Raw genomic sequence first — 18,390 nt, forward strand, 5'->3', positions numbered from 1 at the left:
TGTGAAATCCTGGACCTCCCGCCCTGTTGCCCAGCTCCCCGGCAGCATGCCCGCCCTGCGCCTCTTCGATACCGCCAAGGGCGGAATTGTCACCCTGGAGGCCACGGGTGAGCAGTCCATGTATGTCTGCGGCATCACCCCTTATGACGCCACGCACATGGGCCACGCGGCCAGCTATGTCGCCTTCGACCTCCTCAACCGCGCGTGGCGGGACGGCGGGCAGCACGTCGCCTACGTCCAGAACGTGACCGACGTCGACGACCCCCTCCTGGAGCGCGCCACGGCCACCGGCGTCGACTGGCGCGATCTCGCCGCGAGCCAAATCGAGCTCTTCCAGACCGACATGGAGGCCCTCAACGTCCTCGCCCCGGACCACTACATCGGTGCCGTCGAGGCCGTTCCCCTGATCGTTCCCGCCATCGAGCGCCTGCTGCGCAACGGACTCGCGTACCGCGTCCCCGGCACCGGCAGCGAGCCCGACGGCGACGTCTACTACGACGTCGAAGCCGCCGGGAAGCACTCGACGGACGACGTCGACGCCTGGACCCTGGGATCCATTTCCGGACTCTCCGACGCCGAAATGCTGGAGCTCTTCGCCGAACGCGGCGGCGACCCTGGCCGGGCGGGGAAGCGCCAGGCGCTGGATCCGCTGCTCTGGCGGGTTGCCCGCGAGGGCGAGCCCAGCTGGCCCGGCGGCGAGCTGGGGGAGGGCCGGCCCGGCTGGCACGTCGAATGCACCGTGATCGCCCAGGAGTACCTGCCCAGGCCGTTCACCGTCCAGGGCGGCGGCTCGGACCTTATCTTCCCGCACCACGAAATGGGCGCCGGCCACGCCTACTCGCTGGCGGGCGTGCCGCTGGCCCGCCACTTCGCGCACGCGGGCATGGTGGGACTCGACGGGGAGAAGATGAGCAAGTCCAAGGGCAACCTGGTCCTGGTTTCCAGGCTCCGGGCTGACGGGGAAGAGCCTGCCGCGATCCGCCTCGCGATCCTGGCCCATCACTACCGCTCGGACTGGTCCTGGACCGACGCCGGATTCGCCGAGGCCAAAGACCGGCTCCGCACCTGGCGCGAGGCCCTCGCCGTGGCGCCGGAAGGCTCCGCCGCGGCCCTGCTTGGCAGGCTGCGGACCGAACTCGCCAACGACCTGAACGCGCCCGGCGCACTCGCCGCGATCGACGCCTGGGCCAAGACCGCCCTGGCCGCCCCGGGGGAGGCCTCGGCCACGGACGCCGCGCTGGTGGGCGACGCCGTCAACGCCCTGCTCGGCGTCGAACTCTAACCGGTTTTCGACCGGCCTCGACCGGAGGAAGATCCCAAACCCGGCGGCCGTCTCCAGGGCGGCTGCGTCGGCCGGTCAGGAGGAGGCGGCCTCAATGATCTTCTCGTCGCCCTCGTTCACGGCTTTGACGACGGCGTCGTAGTCACCACTTTCGACAGCTTTGCTGACCTTCTTGGTGGCCTTGCTGATCGCCTTGTCGACGCGGTCAAGGTAGAGGTCGTCGACGATGGCGACGATCGCCGAGGAGCCCGGCGGCAGAAACTCCTCCGCGTTGACGCCGATGGACTTCTCCTCGTGCCGCTTCCTGATGGCACCGACACCGGCGCCGATCCCGGCCCCGATCACGCCGGACAGCAGCAGTGGCGGAGCGAACAGTCCGACCACGAGGCCGCCGACTGCGCCGGCCGTGGTGCCGCCGGCGACCAGTCCGCCGCCGTGCTCCTTGACCTCGGTCTTGCCCGAGGAGTCACGCGACAGGACTACGGCGGCCGCGACGGCCGCGTCGTCCATGCCCTTGATCGCCTTGAAATCCTCTGCCGCCGATCCCTCGTCGGCGTACGACGACACGAACAAGATGTAGTTGTGATCTGTCATGGGGTGCCCTCCACTCGGTATTGGCCGGCGTCGCGGCCAGGTCCAACTCTCGCCGCGGCAGGCGCCCGCCGGCAGGGTCATAAGACTCTGGTCCGCGGAAGGCACGGGCAGGCAGCCGGTCCGGATGCCGCCATGAGGGGGACGCTGGCTAGGGCTTGTCCTTGCCGCGGCGCTTGAGGTAGCGCTCAAATTCGCGGGCTATGGATTCGCCGCTGGCCTCCGGGAGGTCGGCGGTGTCCTTGGCCTCTTCCAGCTGGCGCACATAGGCCGCAATTTCCGGATCCTCCGTAGCGAGCTCGTCCACGCCGCGCTCCCACGCGTCGGCCTCCTCCACGAGTTCCGTGGTGTCCAGCGGGACCTGGAGCAGCTCTTCGACCCGGTGCAGCAGGGCCAGCTGCGCCTTCGGCGACGGCGCCTGGGCCACATAGTGCGGCACGGCCGCCCAAAGCGACACGGTCGGGAGCCCGGCCAGCAACGCCACTTCGCCGAGCACGCCCACGATTCCCACCGGGCCCTCGTACTGCGAGGCCTCCAGGTCCATTCGCTCACGCAGTGCGGCGTCGTCCGTGGAGGTGCTGACCGGAATGGGCCGGCTGTGCGGCACGTCAGCCAGCAGCGCACCGACCAGGATGACGTAGTCGACATGCAGGGCCTCGGCATGCACCAGCAGTTCCGCCGTGTAGGCCCGCCACTTGTAGGACGGCTCGGTGCCCTGGACGAAGATCACGTCCACGTTCGAGTCCGGGACGCTGGCCTTGAAGATCCGCGTCGAAGGCCACTTGATCTTCCGTTCACCGGCCGCCGTGCGGCGGATCGTGGGCCGGGTGAACTGGAAGTCGTAGTACTCGTCGGCGTCGATCGCCCCGACCTTCTTGCCGCCCCAGAGCTTGTTCAGGTAGCGCAGGGCATCGCTGGCGGCCTCTCCGGCGTCGTTCCAGCCTTCGAAGGCCGCGAGCATGACGGTGATGCGCCGGCCCTCGGGGACTGGCTGCAGCAGCCGCTCCGGCTCGGAGACGGCGCCTGGTTCGGTGGGGTCTGCCTCGAAGCTGTTCATGCCATCACCCTACGTCCAAGAACCCGCCGCGCGCAGGCAATCGCGCGCCAAGGAACCGCAATTTCCGCCCGGAATCCCAAGGTCGGGGGCGCGGAATTCGCCGTAGGCGTAGCGCGGGCGCCCGGCCGCGGGCTTCCCCGTAGACTGGAAGGCATGCGATCCTCAGCTTCCCGGCCCCTCCTTAAAGCAGCGCTCTGGGACATGGATGGCACCATTGTCGACACCGAGCCCTACTGGATCGCAGCCGAACACGCACTCGTCGAAGCCCACGGCGGACAATGGTCCCACGAACAGGCCATGCAGCTCGTGGGACAGTCCCTGATGTTTTCCGCGGGAATCCTGCAGGAAGCTGGGGTGGCCCTGGAACGGCGGGAAATCATCGACACCCTCACCGGCCACGTGATCAGCCAGGTCCGGACCTCCATTCCCTGGCGGCCCGGGGCCCGCGAACTGCTCGACGAACTCTACAACGCCGGCGTCCGTTGCGCCCTTGTCACCATGTCCGAGGCCCCGCTGGCCCGGGAGATCGTTGCGAGCCTGCCCGAGCCCTACTTCGAATTCCTCGTCACGGGAGACACTGTCACCCAGGGCAAGCCGCACCCGGAGGCTTACCTCACGGCCGTCGAGCTCCTGCAGCAGCAGGATCCCGAACTCGGCCTGCACCACTGCGTAGCCCTGGAAGATTCCGTGCCGGGTGTCGCCGCCGCCGTGGCCTCCGGCGTCGTCACGGTCGCCATCCCGCACATCCTGCCCCTCCCGCACGATCCCCGCCGCGCCACCTGGAGCACCCTGGAAGGCCGGACAGTCGCGGACCTGGAAGAGCTCGTGGCCCTGCGGCACGAATTCCCGGACGCCACCTTCGGCGCCGCCGCGGACTCGACCACACTCTCGACCGCGGGCCAAGCCCGTGGCTGACACCGGCAGCCAGGGGCAGCCCGGCAAGACCCCGGCTACCCGCCGGGAGGGAATCCCGCTGGGCCGGATTGCCGGTATCCCGGTATTTCTGGCGTATTCCTGGTTCATCATCGCGGCCTTCACGGTGATCGCCTACGGGCCGGTCCTGCAGAGCAACAATCCGCGCCTCGGCGTCACCGCCTTCTTCGTCGCATTCGCCTACGCGCTGCTGCTCCTGATTTCCGTGTTGGCCCACGAACTCGCGCACGCGCTGACCGCGAAGCTGTTCCACTGGCCCACGGAGAAAATTGTCCTCAACCTCTGGGGCGGCCACACCCAGTTCCAGAGCTTCACGGCCTCACCCGGCCGCTCCGTGCTGGTGGCAATGGCCGGCCCGGCCGCGAACTTCGTCCTTGCCGGCGCAGGCTGGCTCCCGCTTGCCTTCGGCGACCTGAACGGCGTGGCCGACATCCTGGCCAACATCTTCGTCTGGGCCAACCTGCTGATCGGCATCTTCAACGTCCTTCCCGGCCTTCCGCTGGACGGCGGCCGGCTGGTCGAATCCGCCGTGTGGAAAGCCACCGGCAGCCAGGAAAAGGGCACAATTGCGGCAGGCTGGGCGGGCCGCATCATCGTGATCGCCCTCGCCCTGTGGTTTATTGTCCTGCCGCTGGTCAGCGGCGCACGGCCGGATATTTCCTTCACCCTCATCACCGCCCTGGTGGGCAGCTTCCTGTGGATGGGGGCGTCGGCCTCGATCCAGCAGGCCCGCCTGCGGGGCCGGCTGCACCTCGTCGACGCGGCTGCCCTCGCCGAACCCGCCCTTGGCCTTCCGGAAACCGCCACGGTCGCGGACCTCCTGGACCGGGCGCCGGCTGGAAAGCCCGCCGTGGTGCTGTGCGACCGGGACGGCCGTCCCGTGGCCATCGTCGACGCCGGCGCCGCAGCCAGCGTCCCTGCCGGACTGGCCGCAGCGACCGCCCTGACCGCGGTCTCCTACCCCCTTGGCGCGGGCGCCTATGTTCCCGAATGGTCCAAGGGCCAAGAGCTGGTCCAGTACCTGGCCCAGCTCGAGGGCCAGGAGTACGCGGTGGTGAACCGCGAGGGCGCCGTCACCGGGCTGCTGCGCCAGTCCGCCGTCGTCCGGGCCATAACGGGCAAGTACCGGAACGAACGCCAGAACCAGGGGCAGAACCGGTAGAGTTACTGGGCGGTCGTGAATTTCCGGCCCCCACGCGCAAGGACCGGTGCCCGCCGGCATGTCCGCGGCCACACAGCTTTACAGGAGCGAGGAACATCTTCATGAGCAGCGACACCGCCGCAGGCACTAACACCGCCACCACCGCCGCAGGAGGCACCGCCACCACCGCCGCAGGAGGCACCGCCACCACCGCCGCCGCAGGCAGCACTGCCTCCGGCGTTAATGGTGCCACCGGCGCCGCGCGCCGCCGCGGACCGTTCCGCGAAGGCGAGCGTGTCCAGCTCACGGACGAGCGCGGCCGCATGAACACGATCACCCTCGAAGTCGGCGGTGCCTTCCACACCCACCGGGGCTTCCTGAACCATGACGAGATCATCGGCAAGCCCGACGGCTCAGTGGTGGTCAACAACGTCGGACAGCAGTACCAGACCCTGCGCCCGCTGCTCTCGGACTTCGTGCTCTCGATGCCGCGCGGCGCGGCCGTGGTCTACCCCAAGGACGCCGGCCAGATCGTGACCATGGCGGACATCTTCCCCGGCGCACGCGTCGTCGAAGCCGGCGTCGGCTCGGGCGCCCTGTCCATCTCCCTGCTGCGCGCGGTGGGGGACAACGGCTACCTGCATTCCTTCGAACGCCGCCAGGAGTTCGCGGACATCGCCCGCGGCAACGTCGAGACCATCTTCGGCGGCCCGCACCCGGCCTGGAAGATCTCGCTTGGCGACTTCCAGGAGGAAGTGGTGCGCACCGAGGAGCCCGGCTCCGTGGACCGCGTGGTCCTGGACATGCTCGCGCCGTGGGAATGCCTCGACGCCGTCGCCACCGTCCTCGCCCCCGGCGGCGTGTGGATCAATTATGTCGCGACTGTGACGCAGCTTTCGCGGACAGCCGAAGCTATCCGCGCGGACGGACGCTTCACCGAACCCGACGCCTGGGAATCCATGGTCCGCGGCTGGCATCTCGAAGGCCTGGCCGTCCGCCCGGACCACCGCATGGTCGCCCACACGGGCTTCCTGCTGGTAACCCGCCGGCTCGCCGACGGCGTCACGGGCATTTCGGTAAAGCGCCGCCCCTCCAAGACCGACTTTAACGAAGAAGACGTCAACGCCTGGACCCCGGGCGCTGTGGGCGAGCGTGCGGTCTCGGACAAGAAGCTGCGCCGCGCCGCCCGCGACGCAATCGCCGGAACGAACGTCGTCGACGCCCCGGAGATAACGAACTAGGCAGCATATTTCGGATGTCTCCAGCGGCACCCGCCTTCTTAGGGCTATGGTCTTAACAGAAGAGCAGGAAGGGGCTGATGCACGATGGAGACTCCGAATACTGACCCGGGCCGCACACCGGCCGAGGACGCGGCGGATGCTGCCTCCCGCACGGATGCGGCCCGCGCCGCAGCCGGCGAGGGTGACCGGTATGCCGCCAACGAGCTGTCTGTCGCCGAGCGGCAGGTCAACATCCTCCGGGACAAGCTCCGCCACATTGACCGCCAGCTCGCCGCCGCGACGCAGAACAACTCCAAACTGGTCAGCATGCTGGAAACGGCCAAGGCCGAGATCCTGCGGCTGAAAAACGCCCTCGACCAGGAGGGACAGCCGCCGTACAGCTTCGGCACCATCCTCCAGCTCAACCCGAAACGGCAGCCGACGGCCGGCAACAGCGGCCAGGCGGCCACGGAGGAATCCGTGGACATCTTCAACGCCGGCCGCAAGATGCGGGTTGGCATCAGCCCGCTGGTCAACATCAACCAGCTCACCGTCGGGCAGGAAGTCCTGCTCAACGAGGCCCTGATGGTGGTCGCCGGGCTCGGCTACGAGCGGGCCGGTGACCTGGTCACGCTCAAGGAAATGCTGGGGCCCGACCGTGCCCTGGTGGTGGGCCGCGCCGACGAGGAGCGGGTCATCCGGCTCTCCGGCGCCCTGCTCGCCCAGCGGCTCCGGGTCGGCGACGCGCTCTCCATTGATTCCCGCACCGGGTACGCGCTGGAGAAGATCCCGCGCTCCGAGGTGGAGAACCTCGTGCTCGAGGAAGTCCCTGACATCACCTACCAGGACATCGGCGGGCTGGGCCCGCAGATCGAACAGATCCGTGACGCCGTCGAACTTCCGTTCCTGCACCCGGACCTGTACCGGGAGCACGGGCTCAAGGCGCCCAAGGGCATCCTGCTGTACGGGCCGCCCGGCTGCGGCAAGACCCTGATCGCCAAGGCCGTGGCCAACTCGCTGGCCGCCCGGGCCGCCGAGCGCGCCGGCAAGACGGACATGAAGAGCTACTTCCTGAACATCAAGGGACCCGAGCTGCTCGACAAGTACGTCGGCGAGACCGAACGCCACATCCGCCTGATCTTCGCGCGCGCCCGGGAAAAGGCGTCCGAGGGCAGCCCGGTGGTGGTGTTCTTCGACGAAATGGACTCGCTGTTCCGCACCCGCGGCACCGGCATTTCCTCCGACGTCGAAACCACCATCGTCCCCCAGCTCCTCAGCGAGATCGACGGCGTCGAACGGCTGGACAACGTGATCGTGATCGGCGCCTCGAACCGGGAAGACATGATCGACCCGGCGATCCTGCGCCCGGGCCGCCTGGACGTGAAGGTGAAGATCCAGCGCCCCGACGCCGAGGCCGCGGCCGACATCTTCAACAAGTACATCACCACGGACCTGCCCTTCCACGAGTCGGACCTCGCCGAGCACAACGGCGACGTCCAGGCGACCGTGGACGCCATGGTCCAGCGCACCGTCGAGGCGATGTACTCCACCGAGAAGTCCAACGAATACCTCGAGGTCACTTACGCCAACGGCGACACCGAAATGCTCTACTTCAAGGACTTCAACTCCGGCGCCGTGGTGCAGAACGTCGTGGACCGGGCCAAGAAGTACGCCATCAAGGACCTGTTGACCATCGGCCAGAAGGGCCTGCGGATCGACCACCTGCTCAGGGCGGTCGTGGACGAGTTCCGTGAACACGAGGACATGCCCAACACCACCAACCCGGACGACTGGGCACGCATCTCCGGCAAGAAGGGCGAGCGCATCACGTACATCCGCACCATCGTCCAGGGCAAGGCCGGCCAGGAGCCCGGGAAGTCCATCGAGACGATGCCCAGCACAGGGCAGTACCTGTGACGGCTGTTGTCCCTGGCAAGCCGGCCGACACTGCGGGCGGGCTGCCGGTCGGCGGGGCGATGCGGGTCATGGGATCGGAGACCGAATATGGCATCCACGCGCCCTCGGCCCCGGGAGCCAACGCCACGATGATGTCAGCCCGGGTCATTCAGGCGTACGCCCAGGTGACCCGGCAGCGGGCCGCCGGCGGCGCCGAGACCCGGTGGGACTACACGGACGAGGAACCGCTGCACGACGCCCGCGGCTGGACCTTGGAGCGCAGCAGCGCGGAACCGGAACAACTCACCGACCAGCCTCCCGTCCTCGACGCCGAGGCGATCGCCCTCGCCTACGGGCGGCAGGAACTCGAGGCCGACGGCGAGGACGAGTCCGGCACGCTGCTGATGAACATGGTGCTGGGCAACGGCGCACGGTTGTACGTGGACCACGCCCATCCGGAGTATTCCAGCCCCGAGGTGACCAACCCGCGCGCCGCCGTGACGTGGGACGCCGCCGGCGACCTCGTGGCCCTGGCCGCGGTCCGGCGCCTCGCCGCGGATCCCGAACTGCCGCCGATCAACCTTTACAAGAACAACACGGACAACAAGTCGGTCTCCTACGGCTCGCACGAGAACTACCTGATGCCCCGCTCGGTGCCGTTCGGCGAAATCGTGCGCGGCCTCACACCGTTTTTCGTCACCCGGCAGATCATTTGCGGTGCCGGCCGGGTGGGCCTCGGGCAGGACAGCGCACGGGCCGGCTACCAGATCAGCCAGCGCGCCGACTTCTTCGAAACCGAAGTGGGCCTGGAAACCACCATCCGCCGCCCCATCATCAACACCCGGGACGAACCCCACGCCACAGCGGACAAATACCGCAGGCTGCACGTCATCATCGGCGACGCCAACCTCAGCCAGGCGTCCAACTTCCTCAAGTTCGGCACCACCGCGATGGTCTTGAGCCTGATCGAGGCCGGGCTGGCGCCGCGGATCGAAGTCCATGAGCCCGTCGCCGCGCTGCAGGCCGTCAGCCACGACACCTCGCTCACAGGGCTGCTGCGCCTGGCCGACGGCCGGCGGATCAGCGCCCTAGACCTCCAGTGGATCTATTTCGAGGCCGCCTCCAAGCACGCGCAGGACACCGGCGTTGCGGACGCCGTGGACGGTGACGGCCACACCCACGATGTCCTGGAGCGGTGGTCCGCCACGCTGAGCGAACTCGGCGGTGACCGGGCCGCCGCCGCTTCCTCAGTCGAGTGGCTCGCCAAGCTGTCCCTGCTCGAGGGCTACCGCCAGCGTGACGGCCTGGGCTGGGACAACGCCCGGCTGGGCCTCGTGGACCTGCAGTGGGCCGACATCCGCCCCGAAAAAGGGCTCTACTACCGGCTGCTGGCCCGCGACCGGATGCACCGGATCGTCGACGACGCCGCGATCGCGCGTGCGGTGACCGAACCGCCGTCGGACACGCGGGCGTACTTCCGCGGACGCTGCGTCAGCAGGTTCGGTGCGGACCTCGCAGGGGCCAGCTGGGACTCGGTGATCTTCGATGTCCCCGGCCGCGGAAGGCTCCAGCGGGTCCCTACCCGCGAGCCGCTGCGCGGAACCGAAGCCCTCACCGGCGGCCTGTTTGCCCGGCACCGGGAGGCCGGGACGTTCCTGGCAGAACTGCTCGGGCTCAGCCCCGGTTCCTGAAAACAAAGCCCCCCGCGGGCGCCCCGGGCGTGGCACTATTGCTACAGGATGTCCCTTACGAGAAAAGGGACGGACATGAAGGAGAAAACAATGGCAGGCCAGGAGCAGCAGCAGCCGCAGTCGCGGGACACCGAGGTTGACGAGGACGTCCCCGCCGCGCCGCCGGCCCCGGCGGACGCCCAGGCCTCGGCAGCCACCCAGGGCGTCGATGATCTCCTCGACGAGATCGACGGCGTGCTGGAGTCCAACGCCGAGGAGTTCGTCCGCGCATTCGTCCAAAAGGGCGGCCAGTAGGAGCGCCGCCGGCCGCCGGATGAGGGCGGCGGGAGGGGCTAAGGGCCGGAAGAGTCGTTGATCCACCACGTTGAGGGAGAGCGTTAGTGCAGGAAACAACAGCCAACCGAGTAGCAGCCAACGCGACGTCCTCATTCACCGAGCATCTGCAGCGCGAACGGCCCGATTTGATGCCCTTCGGCCAAATGCCCTTCAACCAGTTGCCCGCCGCCGGGCACACCGGACAGACGGGAGCACCGCTGCAGGCCCCGCACGGGACCACGATCGTGGCGATGACCTATGCCGGGGGAGTGCTGATGGCCGGGGACCGCCGCGCCACCATGGGCAACGTGATCGCGAGCCGGCACATCGAGAAGGTCTTTCCGGCCGACCAGTATTCGGTGCTGGGCATTGCCGGGACCGCCGGCATCGCCCTGGACATCACCAGGCTGTTCCAGGTTGAACTCGAACACTACGAGAAGATCGAGGGCACGCTCCTGAGCCTGGACGGCAAGGCGAACCGGCTCGGCGCCATGGTCCGCGGCAACCTTCCCATGGCCATGCAGGGCCTCGCCGTCGTGCCCCTGTTCGCGGGATTCGACCGGCCCGCAGGTTTCGGCCGGCTCTTCTCCTACGACGTCACGGGCGGCCGCTACGAGGAACAGGAGCACCACGCGGTGGGATCCGGCTCGATGTTCGCCCGCGGCGCGCTGAAGAAACTCTGGCGTCCCGGCCTCTCGGAGCAGGACGCCGTGGCGGTCGCCGTCGAGGCCCTGTACGACGCCGCCGACGACGACTCCGCCACGGGCGGCCCGGACCCCGTCCGGCAGCTATGGCCGGTCGTGTACATCGTGAACCGGACAGGCGCCTTCCGGGTCCCGGACCGCGACCTTGCCGCCGTGGCCGGCCTCATCATCGAATCCCGCGCCGTCGCCCAGCGGGAGGCCTGAGATGACCCAGCAGTTCTATGTATCTCCCGAACAACTGATGAAGGACCGTGCGGACTTCGCACGGAAGGGCATCGCCCGCGGACGTTCGGTGGTGGTCATCAGTTGCCGGGACGGGATTGCCCTCGTGGCGGAGAACGCGTCCCCGTCGCTGCACAAGATCGGCGAGATCTACGACAAAATCGCGTTCGCGGCCGTCGGGAAGTACAACGAGTTTGAAAGCCTGCGGCAAGCCGGGGTGCGGTACGCCGATGTCCGCGGCTATTCCTACGACCGCGAGGACGTCACGGCCCGCGGCCTCGCCAGCGTGTACGCCCAGAGCCTCGGCGCGGTGTTTACGGCCGAACAGAAACCCTTCGAGGTCGAACTGGCCGTGGCCGAAGTCGGTCAGGCCCAGGAGGCGGACCATCTGTACCGGCTGACCTTTGACGGGTCCATCGCCGACGAGCACGGCTTTATCGTGATGGGCGGCCAGGCGGACAAGGTCTCCGAGGCTGTCGCGGCGGGCTGGCAGGGCGAGCTCGACTTCGCGGGCGCCATCCGGCTGGCCCTCGCCGGGCTCGTGGCGGACAAGGAAACCACCACCCTGCCCGTATCCGCACTGGAAGTTGCGGTACTGGACCGGGGATCGGAAAGCGGCCGCGGCACCCGCCGGGCGTTCCGCCGGCTCGAGGACCCGGACATCGTGGCATTGCTGGCTGAGGAGAAGTGAGATGGACAAGCGCATATTCGGCATCGAAACCGAATTCGGAATTTCCTATTCAAGCCCGGAGTCCCGGCCGCTGGCACCGGAGGAAGTAGCCCGCTACCTCTTCCGCAAGGTGGTCAGCTGGGGACGGTCCTCCAACGTCTTCCTGACCAACGGCTCGCGGCTCTACCTGGACGTCGGGTCGCACCCGGAATACGCCACCGCCGAGTGCGACGACCTCGCCCAGCTGATCGCCCATGACCGTGCCGGGGAACTGATCCTGTGCGACCTCGTGGACGAAGCCCAGGAACGGCTGGCGGCGGAGGGATTCAACGGCACCGTATACCTGTTCAAGAACAACACGGACTCGGCCGGTAACTCCTACGGCAGCCACGAAAACTACCTCATCCCGCGGCGCGGGGAATTTTCCCGGCTCGCGGAAATCCTCATCCCGTTCCTCGTGACCCGCCAGTTGATCGCCGGTGCCGGCAAGATCCTCAAGACCCCGCACGGGGCGACCTTCGCGTTCTCCCAGCGCGCCGACCACATCTGGGAAGGCGTCTCCTCCGCCACCACCCGCTCCAGGCCCATCATCAACACCCGGGACGAGCCGCACGCGGACGCCGAGTTCTACCGGCGCCTCCACGTGATCGTGGGCGACTCCAACATGTCCGAAACGACGGCGCTGCTTAAGATCGGCACGGTGGACCTGATCCTGCGGATGATCGAGGCCGGGGTGATCATGCGCGACATGCGGATGGAGAACCCGATCCGCAGCATCCGGGAAATCTCCCACGACCTCAGCGGCCGCGCCCTGGTCCGGCTCGCCAACGGCCGGCAGCTCACGGCCCTGGAAATCCAGCGCGAATACCTGGGCAAGGTGACCGCGTTCGTGGCCGAACAGGGCGCGCACAACCCCCACGTGCCGCTGATCCTGGACCTCTGGGAGCGCACGCTGGACGCCATCGAAAGCGGCGACACGAGCACGATCGATACCGAAGTGGACTGGGCCATCAAGAAAAAGCTCATGGACAACTACCGGGAACGGCACGGGCTCGGCCTTGACGCTCCCAGGGTTGCGCAGCTGGACCTGACCTACCACGACATTTCCCGTGGCCGCGGCCTCTTCTATCTGCTTCAGGCCCGCGGGGCCGTGCGCCGGGTGGTGGACGACACCGCGGTCAAGGACGCGGTGGATGCCCCGCCACAGACCACGCGCGCCAAACTCCGCGGCGACTTCGTCCGGCGCGCCCAGGAACTCGGCCGCGACTACACCGTGGACTGGGTTCATCTGAAGCTGAACGACCGCGCCCACCAGACCATTCTGTGCAAGGATCCCTTCCGGAGCGTGGACGACCGGGTGGATGCGCTGCTGGACTCGATGGGCTGATACCCAGCTTCGCACGTTATTCTGGGGTGGGGCCGCCCTGCGGCTGCCGCTTTCTTTGCCGCGGGAAACCGAACGGCACTGAGTCCACCCTGCCTCGACGAAAGTTTCCAATTGCGCCGACTACTAGCAATTCTTCTTCCCGGACTGCTGCTGCTGACCGCCTGCGGCGGCAGCGAAGCGCCTCCGGCTCCGGAACCCACCAGCCAGTCCGCGGGTGAGACCGCCAAGCTGGACTCGGTCAAATTGACCGAGAACGGTGACAAGAAGGCCCCCGGCGTCGACTTCACCAAGCCGCTCGACGTCAAGGAACCCACTGTCAAGGTGGTCACCGAGGGCGGTGGCGAGCGGGTCAAGGCCAACCAGATCGCCAACATTTCGATCGTGGCCTTCAACGGCACCGACGGTTCCACCCTCGAAGACACGTTCCCGAACGATCCCGAGCCGCTGGAGCTGAACGACGAGCTCAAGACCAGCAGCCCCGTCATCTACAACGCGTTCGTGGGCGCCAAGATCGGCTCGCACCTCGCCCTGGCCGTTCCCGGCCAGGCCGCAGCCGAGGGTACCGCGGCCAAGCCGACCCAGCTCCTGATCGTCAAGGTGCTCTCCGCCAAGGACGCTCCGCCGGTCCTGGACAAGCCTGAGGGCGACGCCGTCACCCCGCCGGCCGGACTGCCGACCGTCAAGGACAACGACAAGGGCGTCCCGGAAATCTCCGTCGCCGGCGTCAAGGCGCCGACCGCGCTGGTCTCCCAGGACCTCATCACCGGCAAGGGCCAGGCCCTCAAGTCGACCGACACCATCACTGTGAACTACGTAGGCGTCGCCCTCGCCACCGGCAAGGTCTTCGACTCCAGCTTCGAGAGTGGCAAGAAGGCCTCCTTCCCGCTGACCGGCGTCATCAAGGGCTGGACCCAGGGCCTGACCGGCAAGACGGTCGGCTCCCGTGTCCTTCTGGTCGTCCCGAAGGACCTGGCCTACGGAGATCAGGGCCAGGGCGACGCGAAGGGCGACCTCGTCTTCGTCGTCGATATCCTCGGCGTCAAGTAATCCACCGCAACAACTGCAACCACCACAGTCACTACACGTCACCTCAAAGGAGTAACCATGTCATTTGGACAGCGCAACCTCGACCGCGAGAAGCCGGAAATTGACTTCCCCGAAGGAGACGTCCCCACCGAACTGGTCATCACCGACCTGATCGAAGGGGACGGCGCCGAGGCCAAGGCCGGCGACACCGTATCCACCCACTACGTGGGCGTCGCCTGGTCCACCGGTGAAGAATTCGACGCCTCCTGGGGCCGCGGCGCGCCGCTGGACTTCAGGGTCGGCGTCGGCCAGGTTATCCAGGGCTGGGACCAGGGCCTGCTGGGCATGAAGGTCGGCGGCCGCCGCCGGCTCGAGATCCCGTCCGAGCTGGCCTACGGCTCCCGGGGCGCCGGCGGGGCGATCGGCCCCAACGAGGCCCTGATCTTCGTCGTGGACCTCGTCGCCGTCCGCTAGCGGACGCCACACAGACCCTGCCGGTCCGGCTGAATCAGGTGGCTGAACCGGTCGGCTGGTTCAGCCTGCTGGATCAGCACGCTGATCTGCCGCTGATTTTCCCCTGATTTTCCCCTTGGGGAGAGAGCGCGGTAACAATCGGAAAAGTTCTTCCGGCTGTTGCCGCGCTTTCGTCATTTTCCGGGACCGGCTTTAGTACCCTTGCGAGGTGTCCGCCTCACGTACAGAACGCCTCCTGAACCTGCTCATCGCCCTGCTCAACACCAAGTACGGCCTGCGCCGCAGCGAGCTGCGCGAGAAGGTCTACCACGACACCACGAGCAGTGACGTCGCCTTCGGCCGCATGTTCGAACGCGACAAAGGCGAGCTGCGCCAGTTTGGGTTCGACGTCGAGGCCGTGACGGACACGGGCTGGGGCTCCGACGACCCGGCAACCACCCGCTACCGGATCGGCAAGGAATCGAACCGGCTGCCCGACGTCAGCCTCACCCCCGAAGAGTGCACGGTCCTGATCCTCGCGGCCCAGCTCTGGGAGCACGCCGCCCTCGGCTCCGCCGCCGTCGACGCGGTCCGGAAGCTGCAGGCCGCCGGCGGCCTCGTGGACGCCGAACTCCCCACCGGCGTCCAGCCGCGCATCCGCCCCGCCGGCCAGGCTTTCGAGGACCTGGTCGCCGCGATACACGCCCAGCACCCGGTGCGGTTCAGCTACCTCGCCGGCAGCACCGGCCAGGAGCAGGAGCGGCTGGTGGAGCCCTGGGGCCTGGGCAGCCGCTTCGGCCAGTGGTACCTCGTGGGCCACGACCGGGGCCGGGGGGACAAACGGTTCTTCCGCCTGTCCCGCCTGACCTCCGCCGTGACCGTCCTGGAGAAGGACACTTTCACGCCGCCGGCCGGGTTCAACGTCCGCGCCGAGCTGGCCGGCCTGGCCGAGCTGCCGGTGCAGAGCGCCGTGCTCGACGTCGAACACGGGCGGCTCCTGGGCCTCCGCAAACGCGCCCAGCCGCTTCCGGACGCAGCGCCGGGAGCCGCTGCGCCGGGGCGCCCGGCCGGGACGGACCGCCTCGCGGTGCCCTTCCGCGATGCCGAGACCCTGGGCGAGGAGCTGGCCTCCTACGGTCCCCGTGTCACCGTGATTTCACCCCCCGAACTCGCCGCCGCCGTCCGCCGCCGCCTCACGGCGGCCGCCGAGTTCGCCGACAGGCCCCTGCCGGACGTGGCTTTCCCGGCGGCGGGCCGCGCCGTCCGCACCCGCAAACGAACCTCGGAGGACCAGCTCAAGCGGATGCTGCAGCTCGTCCCGTTCCTGGTCCACAACCAGGGACTGCACATCAGTGAGGTCGCCGCCAGGTTTGGCATCACCCGCAAAGCACTCGAGGACGACCTGCGGATCCTGATCTGTTCGGGCCTGCCGGAGGGCTACCCCGACGATCTGCTGGACATCCAGTGGGACGATGACCACGTCTTCATCACCCAGGCCCTGGACCTGACCCGCCCCGTACGGTTCACCGTGGACGAGGCCTGTGCGCTCCTGACCGGCCTGGAGACCCTCAACAGCCTGCCCGAGCTCGCCGAGGGCGGCGCCCTGGAGTCGGTGACGCTCAAACTCATGGCCGCGGCGGGGGAGGAAGGCGTCAAAGCGGCCGCGCTCTCCGGCCCAGAGGTGGCACCCGGCGATTCCGCCATCCTCGACACCGCCCGCGCCGCCCTCGAATCGGGCGCGCAGCTGCACCTGAGATACTTCTCGGCGCAGCGCGACGCCGTGTCCGAACGTGACGTGGACCCCCTGCGGCTCTATTCGCTGGACAACACGTGGTACCTCGAGGCGTACTGCCATTCCGCCCAGGGCCTCCGCAACTTCCGGCTGGACAGGATCGAAGCCCTTGAACCCAACGGCCGTCCGGTGGCCGCGACGGCAAAGCCGGCTGACAGCTTTCCGGTGAAACTGTTCACCCCAAACGACGACGACACGGTGGTCGTGGTGGAACTTGCGCCCCGCGGCACCGGCCTCGCTGACGACTATTACGCCGAGCGGACCGCAGCCTTGCCCGGCGGCGGCATGCTCGCCGAAATCCGGTTTGGCAGCACGGACTGGCTGCCGATGTTCGTTGCCCAGCACGGCGGGATGGTGCGGATCCTGCAGCCAGAGGCCCTCGCGGCCGCGTCGCGGGAGTGGCTCGCCGCAGCCCTGACGCAATACGAAGCCTTCCCGGATCGCCCGATAGACTGATCAGCATGCCTTGGTGGTCCTGGATCGTTATCTGGATAGCGCTCGTCGCGTTGTCGCTGTTGTTCTTCGGCGTGCTCGGCTTCCGGCTGTTCCGGCAAGCCACGACGACGCTCAGCGAATTAGGTGAAGCCGCGGACCGGTTTTCCACCCTGCCCTCACCGGCGGGCACCGGCACCGGTTCAGCGGCCGGTTCGACACCGACCGACGCCGGTGACCCGGGTAGCGCGGACGAAGCCCTTCGGCCGGCGCCCGGCGATGCCATTTTTGCCTCGCCCGCGCGGATGCGACATGATTACCACGCATCCAAGCTCGCCCGGCAGAACGCCCGCCGGCTGCGCCGCATCCAACGCAAGAAGGACCGCGGGCAACCCCAGGCGCTGCGCGACATCGAAACGCGTTCGACATAGGATGTATTCAAACGAAAGGACCTCTCCACATGAGGCTTGAAGGCTGGCATCTCATCATCATCATCGTTCTGGCACTGGTGCTGTTCGCTGCGCCGAAGCTGCCGGGCATGGCCCGCAGCCTGGGCCAGTCGATGCGCATTTTCAAGTCGGAAGTCCGGGAAATGAAGAAGGACGGCACCACCGATGCCAAGGATGGCTCCGAGCCGGTTGAAGGACGGGTCATCAACCACCCGCAACCCGGCGCACCGGAAAGCCGCACGGGCGACGGAACCGACGTTCCGCCGTCGACCCGCGCCTAAGACCGCATGGCAGTAACCATGAGCCGTCGATCGAACCCCGAGGGGAGGATGGCGCTCCTCGACCACCTCAAAGAGCTGCGCAATCGGCTCTTCAAGGCGGCAATCGCCGTCGTCCTTGGGACGGTAGTGGGTTTCCTCGTCTACCAGCCAATGCTGGCGGCGCTGATCAAGCCGATCCGCGACCTGAATGAACACGAAGGCCGCCAGGCCACCCTGAATTTCGACGGCGTCGCGAGCTCGTTCGACCTCATGATCCAGGTCTCCGTGTTCCTGGGCCTGATTATCGCCAGCCCCGTCTGGCTCTACCAGCTCTGGGCCTTCATCGTGCCCGGGCTGCACAAGAAGGAACGCCGCCTGGCCCTGTCCTTCGTGGCGGCGGCCGTGCCGCTCTTCGTCGGCGGCGTCCTGCTGGCCTGGCTCGTGCTGCCCAACGCGGTCCGCGTCCTGACCGACTTCACGCCGTCCGGCGGCTCCAATTTCATCAGCGCCCAGGTGTACCTGTCCTTCGTGCTGCGGCTGCTGCTCGCCTTCGGCATCGCCTTCCTCCTCCCGGTGGTCCTGTTCGGGCTGAACCTGGCCGGGCTCATCAAGGGCCAGCAGCTGCTCAAGAGCTGGCGGATCACAGTCTTCCTGGTCTGCCTGTTCGCCGCGATGGCCGCTCCCGGCGCCGACGCCATGAGCATGTTCTACCTGGCTGGACCCATGCTGGCGCTGTTCTTCGCCGCGATCGGGCTGTGCCTGCTCAACGACCGCCGGCGCGAGCGGCGCGCCGTCAAACGCGACGCCGAGACCGAAGCCACCGCCGACCACGCCACCCCCAGCTCCGAGCTGGAGAATCTCTAGCCTTT

18 protein-coding genes are annotated in these 18,390 nt (G+C 67.9%); 16 read left to right on the plus strand and 2 right to left on the minus strand.

The window, feature by feature from the left end:
• Window position 1: 1 nt before the first annotated feature.
• Window positions 2-1,282, plus strand: a complete 1,281-nt coding sequence (mshC, locus tag B5X90_RS01005; protein WP_079549660.1) for a cysteine--1-D-myo-inosityl 2-amino-2-deoxy-alpha-D-glucopyranoside ligase — start codon at window positions 2-4, stop codon at window positions 1,280-1,282.
• A 75-nt stretch (window positions 1,283-1,357) separates the two neighbouring features.
• Here the strand turns inward: mshC and B5X90_RS01010 are convergent, their stop codons facing one another.
• Both B5X90_RS01010 and B5X90_RS01015 read right to left on the minus strand, forming a co-directional pair.
• Entirely contained in the window at window positions 1,358-1,876 is a 519-nt protein-coding gene (locus B5X90_RS01010) for a DUF1269 domain-containing protein (RefSeq protein WP_079549661.1), read from the minus strand.
• Window positions 1,877-2,024: 148 nt separating this feature from the next.
• Window positions 2,025-2,930 carry a PAC2 family protein gene (locus B5X90_RS01015; protein ID WP_018772914.1) on the minus strand — a complete coding sequence of 302 codons (906 nt, stop codon included), beginning with the start codon at window positions 2,928-2,930 and terminating at the stop codon, window positions 2,025-2,027.
• 153 nt (window positions 2,931-3,083) lie between these two features.
• Here B5X90_RS01015 and B5X90_RS01020 point away from each other — a divergent pair, with 153 nt between their 5' ends.
• The 15 genes from B5X90_RS01020 to tatC all read left to right on the plus strand — a co-directional run bounded on the left by B5X90_RS01020 (window position 3,084) and on the right by tatC (window position 18,385).
• Entirely contained in the window at window positions 3,084-3,845 is a 762-nt protein-coding gene (locus tag B5X90_RS01020) for an HAD family hydrolase (protein WP_079549662.1), read from the plus strand.
• Window positions 3,838-5,025, plus strand: coding sequence for a site-2 protease family protein (locus tag B5X90_RS01025; protein ID WP_079549663.1), 1,188 nt, complete (start codon window positions 3,838-3,840; stop codon window positions 5,023-5,025). Before B5X90_RS01020 ends, B5X90_RS01025 begins: the two co-directional genes overlap by 8 nt.
• 101 nt (window positions 5,026-5,126) lie before the next feature.
• Window positions 5,127-6,245, plus strand: coding sequence for a tRNA (adenine-N1)-methyltransferase (locus B5X90_RS01030; RefSeq protein ID WP_079549664.1), 1,119 nt, complete (start codon window positions 5,127-5,129; stop codon window positions 6,243-6,245).
• Window positions 6,246-6,329: 84 nt separating this feature from the next.
• The gene (gene arc, locus B5X90_RS01035; protein ID WP_079549665.1) at window positions 6,330-8,141 is read left to right on the plus strand and encodes a proteasome ATPase; all 1,812 of its coding nucleotides are present in this window, start codon (window positions 6,330-6,332) and stop codon (window positions 8,139-8,141) included.
• A complete protein-coding gene (gene dop / locus B5X90_RS01040; RefSeq protein WP_372702862.1) occupies window positions 8,138-9,811 on the plus strand; it encodes a depupylase/deamidase Dop in 1,674 nt (557 codons plus the stop codon). Before arc ends, dop begins: the two co-directional genes overlap by 4 nt.
• Window positions 9,812-9,901: 90 nt before the next feature.
• A complete protein-coding gene (locus B5X90_RS01045) occupies window positions 9,902-10,105 on the plus strand; it encodes a ubiquitin-like protein Pup (protein WP_026266331.1) in 204 nt (67 codons plus the stop codon).
• Between the two features lie 86 nt (window positions 10,106-10,191).
• Window positions 10,192-11,034, plus strand: a complete 843-nt coding sequence (gene prcB, locus B5X90_RS01050; protein WP_079549666.1) for a proteasome subunit beta — start codon at window positions 10,192-10,194, stop codon at window positions 11,032-11,034.
• A 1-nt stretch (window position 11,035) separates the two neighbouring features.
• On the plus strand, window positions 11,036-11,743 hold the full coding sequence (prcA, locus tag B5X90_RS01055; RefSeq protein WP_028275580.1) for a proteasome subunit alpha: 708 nt from the start codon (window positions 11,036-11,038) through the stop codon (window positions 11,741-11,743).
• Between the two features lies 1 nt (window position 11,744).
• Complete coding sequence (gene pafA / locus B5X90_RS01060; RefSeq protein ID WP_079549667.1) at window positions 11,745-13,109, plus strand: Pup--protein ligase; 1,365 nt, start codon at window positions 11,745-11,747, stop codon at window positions 13,107-13,109.
• Between the two features lie 111 nt (window positions 13,110-13,220).
• Window positions 13,221-14,156, plus strand: coding sequence for an FKBP-type peptidyl-prolyl cis-trans isomerase (locus B5X90_RS01065; RefSeq protein ID WP_079549668.1), 936 nt, complete (start codon window positions 13,221-13,223; stop codon window positions 14,154-14,156).
• 57 nt (window positions 14,157-14,213) lie between these two features.
• Window positions 14,214-14,609, plus strand: a complete 396-nt coding sequence (locus tag B5X90_RS01070) for an FKBP-type peptidyl-prolyl cis-trans isomerase (protein WP_079549669.1) — start codon at window positions 14,214-14,216, stop codon at window positions 14,607-14,609.
• Between the two features lie 208 nt (window positions 14,610-14,817).
• On the plus strand, window positions 14,818-16,836 hold the full coding sequence (locus B5X90_RS01075; RefSeq protein ID WP_079549670.1) for a helix-turn-helix transcriptional regulator: 2,019 nt from the start codon (window positions 14,818-14,820) through the stop codon (window positions 16,834-16,836).
• 5 nt (window positions 16,837-16,841) lie between these two features.
• Window positions 16,842-17,243: a hypothetical protein gene (locus tag B5X90_RS01080; RefSeq protein WP_079549671.1), complete on the plus strand. Its 402-nt coding sequence runs from the start codon at window positions 16,842-16,844 to the stop codon at window positions 17,241-17,243.
• Between the two features lie 29 nt (window positions 17,244-17,272).
• Window positions 17,273-17,542, plus strand: coding sequence for a Sec-independent protein translocase subunit TatA (tatA, locus tag B5X90_RS01085; protein WP_079549672.1), 270 nt, complete (start codon window positions 17,273-17,275; stop codon window positions 17,540-17,542).
• Between the two features lie 48 nt (window positions 17,543-17,590).
• On the plus strand, window positions 17,591-18,385 hold the full coding sequence (tatC, locus tag B5X90_RS01090; RefSeq protein WP_028275586.1) for a twin-arginine translocase subunit TatC: 795 nt from the start codon (window positions 17,591-17,593) through the stop codon (window positions 18,383-18,385).
• Window positions 18,386-18,390: the final 5 nt, after the last annotated feature.

The organism is Arthrobacter sp. 49Tsu3.1M3 (assembly GCF_900168135.1).
Lineage (GTDB): Bacteria > Actinomycetota > Actinomycetes > Actinomycetales > Micrococcaceae > Arthrobacter.

Bases quoted from the DNA above. Each gene is read 5' to 3' on its own strand.
- prcA (WP_028275580.1), top strand. From the start codon at position 11,036: ATGACCCAGCAGTTCTATGTATCTCCCGAACAACTGATGAAGGACCGT.
- tatC (WP_028275586.1), top strand. From the start codon at position 17,591: ATGGCGCTCCTCGACCACCTCAAAGAGCTGCGCAATCGGCTCTTCAAG.
- B5X90_RS01080 (WP_079549671.1), top strand. From the start codon at position 16,842: ATGCCTTGGTGGTCCTGGATCGTTATCTGGATAGCGCTCGTCGCGTTG.
- tatA (WP_079549672.1), top strand. From the start codon at position 17,273: ATGAGGCTTGAAGGCTGGCATCTCATCATCATCATCGTTCTGGCACTG.
- B5X90_RS01020 (WP_079549662.1), top strand. From the start codon at position 3,084: ATGCGATCCTCAGCTTCCCGGCCCCTCCTTAAAGCAGCGCTCTGGGAC.
- B5X90_RS01030 (WP_079549664.1), top strand. From the start codon at position 5,127: ATGAGCAGCGACACCGCCGCAGGCACTAACACCGCCACCACCGCCGCA.
- B5X90_RS01015 (WP_018772914.1), bottom strand. From the start codon at position 2,930: ATGAACAGCTTCGAGGCAGACCCCACCGAACCAGGCGCCGTCTCCGAG.
- pafA (WP_079549667.1), top strand. From the start codon at position 11,745: ATGGACAAGCGCATATTCGGCATCGAAACCGAATTCGGAATTTCCTAT.
- B5X90_RS01070 (WP_079549669.1), top strand. From the start codon at position 14,214: ATGTCATTTGGACAGCGCAACCTCGACCGCGAGAAGCCGGAAATTGAC.
- B5X90_RS01045 (WP_026266331.1), top strand. From the start codon at position 9,902: ATGGCAGGCCAGGAGCAGCAGCAGCCGCAGTCGCGGGACACCGAGGTT.
- arc (WP_079549665.1), top strand. From the start codon at position 6,330: ATGGAGACTCCGAATACTGACCCGGGCCGCACACCGGCCGAGGACGCG.
- B5X90_RS01010 (WP_079549661.1), bottom strand. From the start codon at position 1,876: ATGACAGATCACAACTACATCTTGTTCGTGTCGTCGTACGCCGACGAG.